The 14,793-nt window shown below is 61.4% G+C and carries 13 protein-coding genes and 1 pseudogene; 10 read left to right on the top strand and 4 right to left on the bottom strand.

Translation table 11 applies throughout. The annotated features are described in order from the left end of the window. From AAFO90_RS16165 to AAFO90_RS16135, 7 genes are all read left to right on the top strand, one after another. Positions 1 to 2,493, top strand: a 2,493-nt coding sequence (locus tag AAFO90_RS16165) for a class I SAM-dependent DNA methyltransferase (protein WP_347510042.1), incomplete at its 5' end; no start/stop codon positions are given. Then, entirely contained in the window at positions 2,490 to 3,704 is a 1,215-nt protein-coding gene (locus tag AAFO90_RS16160; RefSeq protein ID WP_347510041.1) for a restriction endonuclease subunit S, read from the top strand. The genes AAFO90_RS16165 and AAFO90_RS16160, both read left to right, overlap by 4 nt. Positions 3,705 to 3,737: 33 nt before the next feature. Then, entirely contained in the window at positions 3,738 to 6,809 is a 3,072-nt protein-coding gene (locus AAFO90_RS16155) for an HsdR family type I site-specific deoxyribonuclease (RefSeq protein WP_347510040.1), read from the top strand. Then, positions 6,799 to 7,551, top strand: coding sequence for a SprT family zinc-dependent metalloprotease (locus tag AAFO90_RS16150; protein ID WP_347510039.1), 753 nt, complete (start codon positions 6,799 to 6,801; stop codon positions 7,549 to 7,551). Before AAFO90_RS16155 ends, AAFO90_RS16150 begins: the two co-directional genes overlap by 11 nt. An 838-nt stretch (positions 7,552 to 8,389) precedes the next feature. Then, complete coding sequence (locus AAFO90_RS16145) at positions 8,390 to 8,728, top strand: hypothetical protein (RefSeq protein ID WP_347510038.1); 339 nt, start codon at positions 8,390 to 8,392, stop codon at positions 8,726 to 8,728. Between the two features lie 858 nt (positions 8,729 to 9,586). After that, on the top strand, positions 9,587 to 9,910 hold the full coding sequence (locus AAFO90_RS16140) for a hypothetical protein (protein ID WP_347510037.1): 324 nt from the start codon (positions 9,587 to 9,589) through the stop codon (positions 9,908 to 9,910). Positions 9,911 to 10,038: 128 nt separating this feature from the next. Continuing rightward, positions 10,039 to 10,665: a hypothetical protein gene (locus tag AAFO90_RS16135; RefSeq protein WP_347510036.1), complete on the top strand. Its 627-nt coding sequence runs from the start codon at positions 10,039 to 10,041 to the stop codon at positions 10,663 to 10,665. Positions 10,666 to 10,688: 23 nt separating this feature from the next. Here the strand turns inward: AAFO90_RS16135 and AAFO90_RS16130 are convergent. From AAFO90_RS16130 to AAFO90_RS16115, 4 genes and pseudogenes are all read right to left on the bottom strand, one after another. Beyond that, positions 10,689 to 10,817 (bottom strand): annotated as a pseudogene (locus AAFO90_RS16130) (IS3 family transposase); the annotation flags it as partial. Between the two features lie 258 nt (positions 10,818 to 11,075). Further along, on the bottom strand, positions 11,076 to 11,735 hold the full coding sequence (locus AAFO90_RS16125; protein ID WP_347510035.1) for an MBL fold metallo-hydrolase: 660 nt from the start codon (positions 11,733 to 11,735) through the stop codon (positions 11,076 to 11,078). A gap of 11 nt (positions 11,736 to 11,746) precedes the next feature. After that, complete coding sequence (locus AAFO90_RS16120; RefSeq protein WP_347510034.1) at positions 11,747 to 12,013, bottom strand: hypothetical protein; 267 nt, start codon at positions 12,011 to 12,013, stop codon at positions 11,747 to 11,749. 10 nt (positions 12,014 to 12,023) lie between these two features. Beyond that, positions 12,024 to 12,605 carry a hypothetical protein gene (locus tag AAFO90_RS16115; protein ID WP_347510033.1) on the bottom strand — a complete coding sequence of 194 codons (582 nt, stop codon included), beginning with the start codon at positions 12,603 to 12,605 and terminating at the stop codon, positions 12,024 to 12,026. Positions 12,606 to 12,671: 66 nt separating this feature from the next. Between AAFO90_RS16115 and AAFO90_RS16110 the strand changes: the two genes are divergently transcribed. The 3 genes from AAFO90_RS16110 to chrA all read left to right on the top strand — a co-directional run bounded on the left by AAFO90_RS16110 (position 12,672) and on the right by chrA (position 14,792). After that, positions 12,672 to 13,208 (top strand): Crp/Fnr family transcriptional regulator, encoded by a 537-nt coding sequence (locus AAFO90_RS16110; RefSeq protein ID WP_347510032.1) that lies wholly within the window; start codon positions 12,672 to 12,674, stop codon positions 13,206 to 13,208. Beyond that, positions 13,205 to 13,525 (top strand): YnfA family protein, encoded by a 321-nt coding sequence (locus AAFO90_RS16105; RefSeq protein WP_347510031.1) that lies wholly within the window; start codon positions 13,205 to 13,207, stop codon positions 13,523 to 13,525. Before AAFO90_RS16110 ends, AAFO90_RS16105 begins: the two co-directional genes overlap by 4 nt. A 67-nt stretch (positions 13,526 to 13,592) precedes the next feature. Continuing rightward, entirely contained in the window at positions 13,593 to 14,792 is a 1,200-nt protein-coding gene (chrA, locus tag AAFO90_RS16100; RefSeq protein ID WP_347510043.1) for a chromate efflux transporter, read from the top strand. Position 14,793 lies beyond the last annotated feature (1 nt).

Here is a 14,793-nt window from a genome sequence, read left to right as displayed (position 1 = left end):
CCGCATTGGAAAAACACCGCGACCCACAAAATGATGCGCTGGTTGACCCGTTGGATCAAGCCGCATAACCATGAAATCCGCAGCGTCGCCCGAAACGCTTTTCAACATCGTTCGGGACATTCCCTGGATGCCTCGCTCTACAAGGATTACATCCTGACGCTGCTGTTCGTGAAATACGTCTCGGACCGAGCCGGTCAGCCGGACGCGCTGATCGAGGTGCCACCGGGTTCCTCCTTCAACGATATGAAAGCCCTCCGCGGGTCAAAGAACATCGGCGAGGGTATGGACACGATCATCGCGCGGATCGCCGAGGAAAACGACTTGTCGGGCGTGATCGACCGGGCCTTCTTCAACGACCCCGAGAAATTCGGGCGCGGTCAGAAAATGATCAACTCGCTGACCGCGCTGATCAACATCTTCAGCCGTGAGGAGCTGAATTTCTCAAAAAACCGCGCCGACGGCGACGACATTCTTGGCGATGCTTACGAATACCTGATGCGGAACTTCGCGACCGAAGCGGGCAAGTCGAAGGGCCAGTTCTACACCCCGGCCGAGGTCTCGCGTGTCGTGGCGGCCGTGGCAGGCGTGGACCGAGCCACCAGTCCACGTCAGACGGTCTATGACCCGACGTGTGGTTCAGGTTCGCTGCTCCTCAAGGCCGCCGAAACCGCCCGCGTGCCCATCACCATCTTCGGGCAAGAGATGGACATCGCCACCCGTGGTCTCGCTCGCATGAACATGATCATGCACAACCGCGAGACCGCCGAGATCGCGCAGGGCGACGTGATCGCCGAGCCGCATTTCCTGACCGATACACACACCCTTCAGACCTTCGATTTCGTGGTCGCTAATCCACCCTTCTCGGCCAAGGCCTGGGCCTCGGGTCTGACCGAGGAAACGAAATACGGCCGCTTCATTGATGGCGACCCGCCCGCCAAGAACGGGGATTTCGCATTTCTGCTACACATCCTCGCCTCGATGAAGGCCACCGGTTCCGGCGCGGTGATCCTGCCGCACGGCGTCCTGTTCCGGGGCAACGCAGAGTCCCGCTTGCGCGAGAAGATCCTGAAACGCGGGCTGATCAAGGGCATCATCGGCCTGCCTGCCAACCTGTTCTATGGCACCGGAATCCCTGCCTCGATCATCGTTCTCGATAAATCCGAGGCCCGGGCGGACCGGCCCGTATTCATGATCGATGCCTCCAAGGAGTTCATCAAGGACGGGAACAAGAACCGCCTGCGCGAGCGCGACATCCACAAGATCATCGACGCCTTTACCCGCGCACAGGAAATCCCCGGCTATTCCAGGCTGGTCCCTTACACCGAGATCACCCGCAATGATTTCAACCTGAACATTCCCCGCTACATCGACGGGTCCAACCCTGAAGACCTTCAGGATATCACCGCCCATCTACATGGTGGTGTGCCCGAGCGGGATATCGACGCGCTGTCGGACTTCTGGGAGGTCATGCCCACCCTGCGCGCCACGCTGTTCGGGCCGAACCTACGCCCGGGGTATGCCGACCCGCTGGTCGCCCCCGATCAGGTGCGCAGCACGATCCGGAACCACCCGGATTTCGCCGCCTTCCGCGCGCAGATCACGGAAATCCTGAACGGTTGGATCGCCGGGAACACGACAGCGCTGTCGGGTATCCAGCAGGGCGATCATCCCCGCGACCTGATCCACACCATCGCCGAGGATATGCTGACCCGGTTCGAATCGGCCCCGCTGGTGGATAAATACGAGGCCTATCAGCGTCTCATGTCCTACTGGTCGGACAGCATGCAGGACGATGTGTTCATCATCTCGGGCGGGGGCTGGCTGGCCGCGCGCGACCTTCGCGAGGCCCGTAAGGAGGTCAAGGACGGCAAGACAAAGTGGCTGGAGGATGGCGACTTGACCGTGAACAAGGTCCGGCTCGTGGCCGATGTGATCCCGCCGACCCTGATCACTAACCGCTTCTTTCCGGACCTCAAGGCGGCGCTGGATACAGCCACCGCCCGGGCCGAGGAACTGGGCCGCGAGATCGAGGAACTGGCCGAGGAACACGGGGCCGAGGGCGGGCTGCTGGCCGACGCGCTGACCGATACGGGCAAGCTGACCGCCGCATCGGTGAAGGCGCGCGAGAAATCCGGTGAAGCAGATGCCGAGGAACGGTCCCTGTTAAAACACGCGGCCCGTCTGATCGCGGCCGAGGCTGCGGCGAAAAAGGCCGCGAAAGAGGCCGAGGCGGACCTGACCGAGGCGGTGCTGAGGACATACCCGGAGCTGACCGAGGACGACATCCGCGCCCTTGTGGTCCACGACAAATGGCTGGCCGATATTACGGCGGCCATCGGGGCCGAGGTGGAGGCCCGGACCGAAGGGCTGACCGCCCGCGTGCGGGTGCTGACCGAACGGTATGGCCAAACCCTGCCGCAGATCACGGACGATCTGGCGGGGCTGGAGGCACGGGTGGCCGGGCATCTGACGGCGATGGGGGTAGCGGGATGAATGATGTAATACCCAATGACTGGGAACTCGTTAATCTCGGAACTCTCGGGAGTTTCGCCAAAGGCGCGGGCATTCGCAAAGATGAAGCCCTGAGTGGTGAAATTCCAGCGGTTCGATACGGCGAGTTATATACTGACCACCCCGAAATTTTGCGGGCGCACCGATCTTTCATTTCCGCAGAAATCAGTAAATCTGCTCGCCCGATTAAATGTGGAGATATCCTTTTCGCCGGGTCAGGGGAAACGAAAGAGGAAATAGGGAAATGCACCGGTTTCTTGGGGGACTATGAGGCATTTGCCGGAGGCGATATTATCGTTTTCCGCCCTAATGGACCGGACCCACGTTTTCTTGCCTACATGCTCAACTCTGCTCCTATCGCAAAACAAAAGGCCCAGCGGGCACAAGGCGATGCAGTCGTACATATTTACCCTGACGCTCTCAGAAGGTTATCCCTTCCTCTTCCATCCCTCCACGAACAACAGGCCATCGCTGCCGCCCTCTCGGATGCGGATGGGGTTGTCGCGGGGTTGGAGCGGGTTATCGCGAAGAAGCGCCTGATCAAACAGGGGGCGATGCAAGACCTCCTCACCGCCCGCCGCCGCCTCCCGGGGTTCTCGGGGGAGTGGGAGGAGGCTACCTTGTCAGAACTGGCCGACATTCGATCAGGAGGAACCCCGAGCACGTCAGACGCAACACTATGGGATGGTGACATTGCGTGGGTCACACCTACAGACATCACGGCCTTGGATGGTCGGAAGTTTCTGAGCGGTACGACCCGAACCATCAGCCGTGCGGGTTTGCGTCAATCCTCTGCCGAGCTTCTGCCCGAGGGCACCATCGTGATGACTTCCCGCGCTACGATTGGAGAATGTGCCATTTCGACGATCCCCCTAACCACCAACCAGGGATTCAAGAACTTCATTGCCAAGAATCGCGCCGATCGGGATTTCCTTTATTACCTGCTGACGAGCCAAAAGAAGGGGTTCATCGAATTGTGCTCTGGCAGCACTTTCCTCGAAATCGGCAAGACGCAGTTGACGGGCTACACGGTTCGGGTTCCTGAAACTAAAAGAGAACAACAAGCCATCTCCACCGTCCTCTCTGACATGGATGCCGAAATCCAGACCCTCGAGGGCCGCCTGACAAAGGCGCGGGCGGTCAAAGAGGGGATGATGCAAAACCTTTTGACCGGGCGGGTCCGGCTCGTCTGATTAGGATGACATTACTTTAAGGGGTATTCACAGATGACCATCGGCCAGCCGGAACGCGCCACGCAGAACCGTATGATCGCCCAGATGTGCGGCGAGACCTCTGGCGCTGCGGGCGGCCTCGGATGGCGGTACCTGGGCGACTGGCACCAGCGCCCCGGCAACGCCAATATCGAACCGGATCTGCTCCGCCCCTGGCTGACCAAGCGCGGGTATGACCCGGAGGTCATCACCAAAGCCATCGCCGAGTTGCAGCGCGCCGCCCGGATGGACGGGCTGAAGCTCTATGAGGCGAACCGGACTACCTTTGACATGCTGCGCTATGGCGTGCAGGTCACCCCCGGCCCCGGCGAGGCCCCGGTCACCGTGCGCTTCATAGACTGGGATCATCCGGCGGCCAACGATCTGGGCGTGGCCGAAGAGGTGGCGATCACCGCGAAGAATCCGAAGGCCTACAACAAACGCCCCGATCTTGTCCTGTATGTGAACGGCATCGCCCTGGGCGTGGTGGAATTGAAGAAATCCACCGTCGAGGTTGGCGAAGGCATCCGCCAGACGCTGGACAACCAGCGGCCCGAGTTCATCCGGCAGTTTTTCACTACCGTCCAGATCACCTTCGCGGGCAACGCGATGCAGGGCCTGCGCTACGCCGCGATCCAGACCCCGCAGCCCTACTGGCTGGCGTGGAAGGAAGACAGCGAGATCATCATGCCGCTGGAGCGGGATGTGTCCCAGATGCTGACGCCAGACCGGTTTCTGGAGCTGATCAACGATTTCATCCTGTTCGACGCAGGGATCAAGAAGGTCACCCGCCCGAACCAGTATTTCGCCGTGAGGGCCGCACAGGAGGCCGTTCAGGCCCGCAAGTCGGGTATCATCTGGCAAACCCAGGGGTCCGGGAAAAGCCTGATCATGGTGATGCTGGCCCGCTGGATCCGCGAGGTCCTACCTGACGCGCGTATCCTAGTGGTGACGGACAGGAAGGAACTGGACGAGCAGATCGAAACCGTCTTCGGCAATACCGGCGACAAGGTCCGCCGCGCGAAATCCGGTGCCGACCTACTGGCCGCACTGGCCGATCCGAAGGAGCGGGTGGTCTCCTCCCTCGTGCATAAGTTCGGGCGGCGTGAAGAGGATGAACTGAGCGAGATGATCGCCAACATCCAGCGCGGTCAGATCGGCGCGCCAGTGGGCTCGTTCTTCGTTTTCATCGACGAGGCACACCGCACACAGTCGGGCAAGCTGGCCCGTGCCATGCGGACGATCCTTCCGGATGCGGTATTCTACGGTTTTACTGGAACGCCCCTGCTCAAGTCGGACAAGCAGACGTCTCTTGAGGTATTCGGACCCTATATCGGTACGCCTTATCGTTTCAACGAGGCCGTCGAGGACGGGGTGGTTCTGGACCTGCGGTACGAGGCGCGCGATATCGACCAGCGCGTGGCGTCGCCCACGAAGATTGACGAGTGGTTCGAGGCTAAGACAAAGGGCCTGACCCCCGTGGCCAAGGCGACCCTTAAGCAACGCTGGGGTACGTTGCAGCGGGTACTGTCCTCGAAGGACCGGCTGGAACAGATCGCCAGCGACATCATCATGGACATGGAGCTTAAGCCGCGCCTGACGTCTGGCCGTGGCAACGCCATGCTGGTGGCCGGCTCGATCCCGGAGGCCTGTCGGTTGTTCGAGATATTCCGGAACTCCGGTTCGGACCTCGCCGGGAAATGCGCGATCGTCACGTCCTATACCCGGAACGCTTCGGAACTGACCGGTGAAGAGGCCGGGATGGGCGAGACGGAAAAACAATACGTCTATCGTGTCTATGACCGGCTGATGACGGACCTTGCGACAGACGAAGAGGCCTACGAGACCGAGGCCCTGCGTAAGTTCCGCAAGGAACCGGCACAGATGAAGCTTCTGATCGTGGTCAGCCGCCTTCTTACCGGCTTTGATGCCCCCACGGCGACCTACATCTATATCGACAAACAGATGCGCGACCACGGGCTTTTCCAGGCGATCTGCCGAGTGAACCGGCTGGACGGGGACGATAAGGATTTCGGGTATGTGATCGACTACAAGGACCTGTTCAAGAACATCGAGACAGCCGTCGATGATTATACCTCAGGTGCGTTTGATGCATTCGACGCTGCAGACGTGGACGGCCTGATATCTTCGCGTGCCGAGCAGGCTGGCGTCGATCTGACCACCGCGCGCGACGCATGGTTCGGCCTGCTGGACCCGGTTGAACAGCCGAAAGGGGATGCCGAGGTACTCAAATATTTTTCAAGCCCAGGCGGCTGGGAGGTTGATCCTGAGGCGGATGAGAAAGCCCGCCGCCGCCAGGCGCTTTACAAGCTGGCCGGAGCCTATGCCCGGACCTTTGCATCTGTTGCGGAAGACCCAGCGGCGTCCGGGGTGAACGACCTTCAGATAGCCCAGTACCGGGGGGAAGTGGATCGCGCGCTTGCGCTCCGGGATGCCGTGCGCCTTCACAGCGGCGACGGGGTCGACATGAAACAATTCGAGCCGGCCATGCGGCACCTGATCGACACCTATATCAAGGCGGACGGATCCGAAGTGATCTCGCATCTCGATGATATCAGCCTGATCGACCTGGTCGCCAGCAAGGGAGCGTCGGTCGAAGAAGAGCTGCCTGCCTCATTGAAGGCGAAGCGGGAAAACGTGGCTGAGGCGATCGAGAACAACGTCCGCAAGCTCATCATCGATGAAACACCGGTGAACCCGAAATTCTATGAACGCATGTCAGAACTGCTGACGGACCTCGTCAAAAAACGGAAGGACGACGCGCTCGCCTACGCTGACTATCTGGAAAAGATCGCGGACCTGGTCCGGTCGGTCAAAGCCGGTCACGGCAGTGATTATCCGCCGAGCATGGACACGGCGGGGCGAAAAGCCCTGTACGATAACCTCTTACAGGACGAGGCGCTGACACAATCGGTTGACCAGGCGATCCGTGAAACCGCCCAAACCGGTTGGCGCGGAAACAAGATGAAGGAGCGGATGCTCCGGCGTAAGTTGTCGGAGGTTCTTGAAGACGAAGAAGCCGTCGAACAGATTATCGAGATTATCCGGTCCCATCATGAATACTGAGCAGATCGAGGTCGCGGGTCTGTCGGTGGAACTTGTCCGGAAGCCGATCAAAAACCTGCATATAGGGGTCTACCCTCCTGCCGGACGGGTCCGGGTCGCGGCGCCTCCGGCTATTAGCGAAGACGCGATCCGGGTGGCGATTGTCACCCGCCTGGGATGGATCAAGAACAAGCAGCGCCAGTTCGCAGCACAGGCTCGGGAACCGGAGCGGCTCTACGTATCGGGCGAGACACATTACTATTTTGGGCGTCCATTGCGACTAGGGGTCCGCCAGGCTCAGGTTCGCGCCGGGCAGATCAGTGTCGACAGCGCCGACCGGATCACCATGGTGGTCCCCCATGACGCCAGCCGGTCCGATAAAGCTCGGTGGATGTCCGCATGGTATCGTAGGGAACTCCGGGACAAAGCCGCTCCCAGGGTTTCGAAATGGGCCGACCGTCTTAGCGTTGCGGAACCCGCGTGGGGCATCCGCGCGATGCATACGAAATGGGGATCGTGCAATCCGGATACCGGGCGTCTCTGGGTTAACCTTGATCTGGTCAAGAAGCCGCTGGTTTGTCTCGACTACGTTATCCTCCATGAAATGGCGCATTTCGTGTCGCGCCGGCATGACGACGTTTTTGTGGCGGTGCTTGATCGACACATGCCGGGCTGGCGTCAAATACGCGCTGACTTGAACAAACTCCCACTGAGCGCGCCAGTTGACTCGCTACTGACGCGTGATCGTTGTTCAGAAATTTAGCAGTGACCCGATACGACCGGTGCGCCTTACAGACTGGAGGCCCCCGACCTTGTGGACGCATCCATCGCGCATAGACTGTGGTGGATACAGCGAACGGCCCCACGCTCTGGCATGCCCCATCTGATAGGGCCCTCGGCTGTTCGATGGGAGGCCCAATCCTTATGGCTTTCCTTGGCGCGACCACCGGTATTCCGGACCGGACCCATCCGAAGCCCTTCACCCACTTCAGGAATATCGGATCAGCCCGTACCGCCATCTGATCGCCCTGCTCGTCTGGCTCATCACTGTGGGCGCGTATCGTATTCACGGCGTCTGCGGCCCGGATATCATCAAGCAAGATAGATCCGCTCGACCCTTGCTGGAAACCTTGACCGTTGATGTGCAGCCCGTTGCGCGCGTCGAGCCAGTCGGCAGTCTTGATGTCGGCGAACAGATTACAGTCCTCCTGTCGGCCCACCTGTGTCAGGGGACCCGGAAGAGATGTTTCGGGACTGGCAGTGGTCATCGCGCTCTCCGTTTCTTCTACGAAGATCTCCGGAACCCATGAAAAATCGAAGGGTCCAGTCAGGGGACCATGCTTCTTGATAGGGCCATCCCTTTTGCTCGTACGCGCGTGCGCGCATACGAGAACCTATTGGGTTTGGGCCCAAACTCTCTATGAACGACCATCCGTGCAGAAGCGCATCCGGATTATTTTTATGGGGATAAACCCCCTAATTAAGGTCCCTTTGACTTCGGATCGAAGCACCCTCGGCATATACTAGACAATGACGAGAGCAGCCCGTGGTCGATGGTTTCGACCCGGCGTCTCAGCACTGAATAGAAGGGACCGGTAGGGTTGGCGATCGAACTTAAACCACTCAGCGGGCGCGGCGGAAAACGCGAAATTAAATTTCGAGTCCATGATGAAGAAATTCCCGGGATGGAGCGTAAAGCGCATGAATTCGGTTTTCGCAGTGTGAATGCCCTCGCGGCACACGCGCTGCGTCAATATGGAACGCATGGCATCAGTAAGGTGGCCGTCCAGATGGGCGAAGCAGCGGAAGTCCTCCATGATATCCGCGCGGCTGCGCACGCAGAAAACTCACCGGTTTCCCCTGATCAAGTGAAGGTCATGGTCCGGACGTGGGAAGGTCTGTGCGATGCGCTGATCGGGGAATTGAGGAAAAAAAGGTAATGCGTCCGCATTTCACCACACATCTCTCCGCCGTCGAGCTGGCGCGATATGACCTACGGAAAGGCAGTGAGGTACTCGGCGGAACTGTGATAGCGCGATCCGCATCAAAATTGCGCGAACGTTTCGAACTTTTCGGATCTTGCGGTTTTGTTCATATCACGCTGTCAGCACCGGAGGGGATCTGGCTTGATCGAGAGACTTGGCTCGACTCGATGCAATTTGTGTTGAACCGCCACCGGATTCCCGTTGGCCTGACACCGTGGGTCACAGTGCGCCATACCGACACTCCGGGTGACCACGTCCACTGTCTTGCGGCACGCGAGACCTTCGAGTTTCGGGAAATTAGGCCGATCCGGTCAAAAGCGCATACATCGGAAACTCACCAGCTGCTTGCAGAGCGTCTGGGCTTGCCGATACCTGACTATTTCTCACCGGCCGCACCACCTCGTCTTTACGGCAGCGTCCCCTTGAGGCGGCTGAACCGGGACACCGAATATCGGCGTTTGGCGGATGACCTCAATGCGGGCCTTTCGAAATGGCCGGAAGACCTAGACGCCTTGAACGATGCGCTGTCAGCCTTGGCGAGCCCTTATCAGATAAGTGAAGACATCAACTCGTATGGCCACCCGAGCCTCGTCTGCGAGAGCGCAACCCGCCGGATCCGACCAAGCGTGCTGGGTGAAGCCTTCTTCCCCCGAAACTTGAGAACGCGGATCGACTGGGCGGGACAACTCACGCGATCGCGCCTCAGCATAGACATGGCTGTCCTCCTAAACACACCCGAGATCCTGAAGGCCCTGGACCATGCCGAACATGAAAAATCAGACCACAGACATTCTTTGATAGGAAACCCGCCCGATGCCGCCGAAGACCGAAAAACCGGTGCACCAGATCCCGGACGAGATGGAAAAATTAACCGCCAGGTTGAGAACGATCAGGGGGGACGTGCAGGTCCTGCACCCTCTTCTGGACCTTCTGGAGGACCCGGACGGCTCAGGCCCAGGCGGGACGGCAGCAGTCAGGTTGATCAAGATGATAACGGAAATGAAAACCAGGCAGGAAGCCATCGAGGCCGAGGTGGCGGACGTCAAAGAGGCGGTCCTGATGATCAAGGAAAAAACCGACAGCATGGCGGACATACTCGATCGCCTGGACACAGTTCTGAACAGCGAGGTGGATTAACGCTACTCGGCTGGGTTGCGCGCCTATTGAAAATCGCGGGTCGGGTCACTCCGGGGTTCAGACATAGCCTCGATATTGTGGCCCGAAGTTTGCGGTTGAGGTTCAGGGATAAGAGCGCGGTTGACGTGATGCCGGGCAGAGTTATCCTGCGTGAGGCTGGTGATTTGTCTTCGAAAGACGCGCGCCTTTTCACATCAGCCTATGCGGCGGATTTTGAACGCCATGATGTGCTAGAGAACATTCTTGATCCTAATCTACCGCTGACACCGGGGATGACACTCTGCGGAACTGCCCCATCAAAAGGACATCACTTGAAGAAGAAACCGCCTCCGGTACGATTGATGTGTCTGGGGCTCGACCTCGATCCCGTCAGTGAACTGGTTGAACTTTTTCATGGGGCGATCGAAGGCGCGCTGGTCGCGGGGCCTGTGTGTCAAATAAGGGACGGCCCCACGCTTCAGGAAAACCATCCGCGTATTCTAGTAATCGGTTCACAAGCGGAGGAGCGCTTGCAAGCGCGCGATTTGAAGCTGACGTCCATACTGGTCGAGGTGATCACGACATGCCCCGACATGACCTGTGTGCTGCCAGATGGAACGATTACAAGAGCCCGTGAATTATCCCGGATCGTAGCCGACGACCCACGAAAAGCGGTTCGACCCCACCCAGAAAACAGGCCGAATAAAGAACCGATTGACGATCGGCTTTCAGCAGAGAGCGATACCCCGTCCGACGGGCCTGAACCCAGCCTCTAACCGTGTGTCCTGCCACTGATCTTTCACCCAGCCGCGACCGGAGCCCGGTGGTCATTTACGCCTTTCGGCGCGGGTTGAGCAATCGCCCGACTCGCGGAGCTTTCATCTCGCGCAGCGGGGCGGGCGATTGCGGTGGTCAGGTGTGTGGCGTGAAAAGGTGCGGATGACGTGATTTCAGCTTTCGCGCCTTAAACGGAGGCCGCCGATACGCCCTGTGTACATGATCCGCGCACACAAACGGCCCAAGGATCTCTGATGCCTTGGGTTTCGGCCCGATCGTCCAGAGACCAGCTGAAATCAGCCTTCTAGGTTGGGTCCAATGCCAGACAGCCCGAGCGGACGGGCGTGGGATCGGAGGTTTTGCACCTCTGACAAATCGTTCGAGCCCTCGCAGAAGTCATGGAGACCGCTCACACCCTCACTCCCATTCCATCTCTGTGAAAACCTGCTGGGCGTTCCGCCCGGCCAGCGTGTCGAACTGTTCCAGATGGGAAAAGGCGGACTGGTCCCACCTCGACCGAGCCGATGATGTCGCCACCCGCATCAATATGCGCGCGCATCCGGTCGCGCAGGTTTGCAAGGTAGTCGTAGGTGTCCGCCCGTGCGCGCTCCAGCGTCGTGGGGTCGCCATGCCCGGGGACGACGTGCAGGGGCTCGAGCGCGGCTATCGCTTCGAAGGCCTCGAGCCAGCATGCCGAGCTCGAGAAGTCCAGCACGCCCAGAAGCCGCTCGGTGAAAACGATGTCGCCGACGAAGACGACGCTCTCCTCGGGCAGCCAGACAAAGGCGTCGCCCGGCGTGTGGGCCGGGGCGGGCTGGACGATCTCGATGCTCCGGCCGCCGACCATAAGCTCAAGGCGATCCTCGAATGTCTCGGACGCGTAGACCGGATCGGTGCCTTCCAGACCCTCGCCGATCAGCTGGCTGAGCATGGTCATCTGCATCGAGGCGCGCGCCTGCTGATCCTCGACGGCCGCCGCGGCGGCGACGATCCGGGCGCCCTGTTCGGTCCAGTAGCCGTTGCCCATCCAGCGGTGATCCTGCCCGCCGGTGTTGATGACCAGCGTCACGGGCCGGTCGGTCAGACTCCGGATCGCGGCGCGCAGCTGTTCTCCCCCCGGTAGCTGCCGCCCGCGTCGATCAGGACCGCGCCCTCGTCGGTTTCGATCAGGCCGAAGGTGGCGTTGTTCCCGAGGTTCTCCGGGCTGCGCCGGCCCTTGTCGCCCACGATGGCCCGGACACCCTCGGCCACAGGCAGGCTGCGCAACTCGGCGAGCGCCGGGGTGGCGAGCGTCAGCGCGACGAGGACGCCGAGTGCAGTGCGGGTGCGGGTCAAGGGGATCTGCATGGGGCGCTCCTCATTCGCAGTTGTTATGGCGGCGCCACATTGCCGGATCGTGCCCTTCGGGCACGGCGGCGCACGGGTCGGGCGCCCCATAGCCGCGCAAGTCGTTGTAGCGCGCGATCTGGTCGGCGGTCAGCAGAGGCGGCGTTTCCAGGTGGCGCGACAGATGGATGAAGCGAAGCTCCGCGCGCGCGGTGGCGGCGGTGTCGATCAGGTCGCGCAGCGCCTCCGGCGTGAGGCCGCCCGCGCGAAACCCCGCCTCGATGGCCGCCTCCGCCGCGATGAGGCGTTCTCCCGCCGCCTGCGCCTCAGCCTGCATGGCTGCAAAGATCGCCTCGATGGCGGTCACCTGCTCGGGCGACAGGCCGATCCGGTCCTGCAATTCCAGAAGATGCGCCGGCCCCGGCACGCCATTGAGTTCCGCGGCCAATGCAAGACCCCAGCCGCGGCCTGCGCGCAGATCCTCGATGTCCTCGGCAGACAGGCTCTTGATCTCACGGCCTTCCATCCCGGCATAGGGGGAATGGCCCTGATGCTGGGCACTCGCACCGAGGGGCATGGCCAGAACAAGACACGCGAGCGCGAGACGGATCATCTGGAACCTCCTGTGGTTTTCTTTCCTCTCTCGCATCTGGCGGCGGCGATGCATATGATCGGGATCATGTCCGATCTGTTCGAGCCTCTTTTTACCGATGCGGCCGCGCGCGAATTCGCCGCTGGAGACCTGCTGTTCCGCACCGGCGACCCGGTGGTGTCGATGATCCTGCTCCGGGCCGGACAGGCCGATCTGGTGCGCCATACGGGCCACGGGCAGAAGATGATCCTGCAGCGCGCCGGGCCCAGGGAAATCCTCGCGGAGGCGTCCGCCTGGTCGGACGTCTATCATTGCGATGCGGTGGCGGCGGAGCCGTGCGTTGCGGCGCTCCTGCCGCGCCAGGTGTTCGTGGCGCGACTGAGGTCCGACCCCGACCTTGCGGAAGTCTGGGCGAGAAACCTGGCGCGCGCGGTCCAGGCTGCTCGGCTAAGGTCGGAGATCCGATCTTTGCCAAGGGTGGCGGCCCGTCTCGACGCGTGGCTCGGAGAAGGTAACGCCCTGCCTGAAAGGGGCCGCTGGCAGGAGGTGGCCGCCGAACTGGGCGTCACCCGCGAGGCGCTCTATCGCGAATTGTCGCGTCGGCGCTCGGAGAAACGTGCATGACCTTCATCTGGTATCTGATCGCGGCGTTTGCGGAGATCGCAGGGTGCTTCGCTTTCTGGGCCTGGGCGCGGCTGGACAAGTCGGCGCTCTGGCTGATCCCGGGGCTCGCCAGCCTCGCGCTGTTCGCCTGGGTCCTGACGCGCGCCGACAGCGCTCTGGCGGGGCGTGCCTATGCCGCCTATGGCGGGGTCTATATCGCGAGCTCAATGCTCTGGATGTGGGTCGTGGAGGGGCACCGGCCCGACCGATGGGACGCCGCCGGCCTCGCGTTCTGCCTGGTCGGCAGTGCGGTGATCCTGCTGCCGTCGCGCGGCTGACACAAAATCCGCCGACAAGGCGCAGGAAATCGAGAAGCGGAACAGGGATTTGCAGGATCAGGACCAGATAACGGCGCAGGCGTCGGCCCGCGGTACAGCGGGCGAGGTGTTCGCGACCTTCCTGAAGCTTGGGCTCACCTCCTTTGGCGGGCCGATCGCGCACCTCGGCTATTTCCGCGATGAGCTGGTCACGCGGCGAAAGTGGCTCAGCGATCATGCGTATGCCGACCTGGTGGCGTTGTGCCAGTTCCTGCCTGGTCCGGCCTCGAGCCAGGTGGGTTTCGCCCTCGGGATGATGCGCGCGGGCTGGCTCGGCGCGCTCGCTGCCTTCACTGCATTCACGCTGCCCTCCGCCCTGATCCTGCTCGTCTTTGCGATGACGGCAGCACAGATCACCGGGCCGATCGGTACGGGCATCCTCCACGGGCTGAAGATCGTCGCAGTGGCGATCGTGGCGCAGGCGGTATGGGGCATGGCGAAAAACCTGTGCCCCGACCGCGAACGCGCCAGTATCGCGGTCGGGGCGGTGGCGGTGCTTGCCTTCTTCCCCGGCGCGTTCGGCATGGTGGGCGCCATCATTCTCGGCGCTCTCGCGGGGCTGGTCCTCGGCCGAGGGACGGAAAAGCCGGTTGGCGGTCACGTAACGATGCCCGTTCGACGCGCGCAGGCTGGCATCGCCCTCGCAGCATTTTTGGCCTTCCTCGTCGTCTTGCCACTGATCGCGGGCGGGTCGCAGGCTCTGGCGGTCGTCGACAGCTTCTACCGCGCCGGCGCACTGGTCTTTGGCGGCGGTCATGTCGTCCTGCCGCTCCTGCAAGCCGAGGTGGTCGCGCCCGGCTGGGTCTCGCCAGATGAGTTTCTGGCTGGATACGGTGCGGCGCAGGCGGTGCCGGGGCCGCTCTTCACTTTCGCTGCCTATCTCGGCGCGGTCCTGGGGCCGGAACCGAACGGCATCCTCGGCGCAACCCTCGCCCTTCTTGCGGTCTTCCTGCCCGGTTTCCTGATCCTGATTGGCGTCCTGCCATTCTGGGATCGTTTCCGGACCATGGCCACGGCGCAATCTCTGATGCAGGGCGCGAACGCCGCCGTCGTCGGCATCCTCGGCGCGGCGCTCTACTCTCCGGTCTTCACGAGTGCCATCGGCGACCTGCGGGATTTTACGCTGGCGCTTGCCTGCTTCATTCTTCTGTTGGCGTGGAAGGCCCCGCCCTGGCTGGTTGTTGTCGTGGCGGCATTCGGCGGAGTGGTACTGGCCCTGATTGCCTGAC

Origin of the sequence: Phaeobacter sp. CAU 1743 (genome assembly GCF_039839315.1) — a bacterium.
GTDB lineage: Bacteria > Pseudomonadota > Alphaproteobacteria > Rhodobacterales > Rhodobacteraceae > Phycobacter > Phycobacter gallaeciensis_A.
This window is presented reverse-complemented; position numbering and strand designations above follow the sequence as displayed.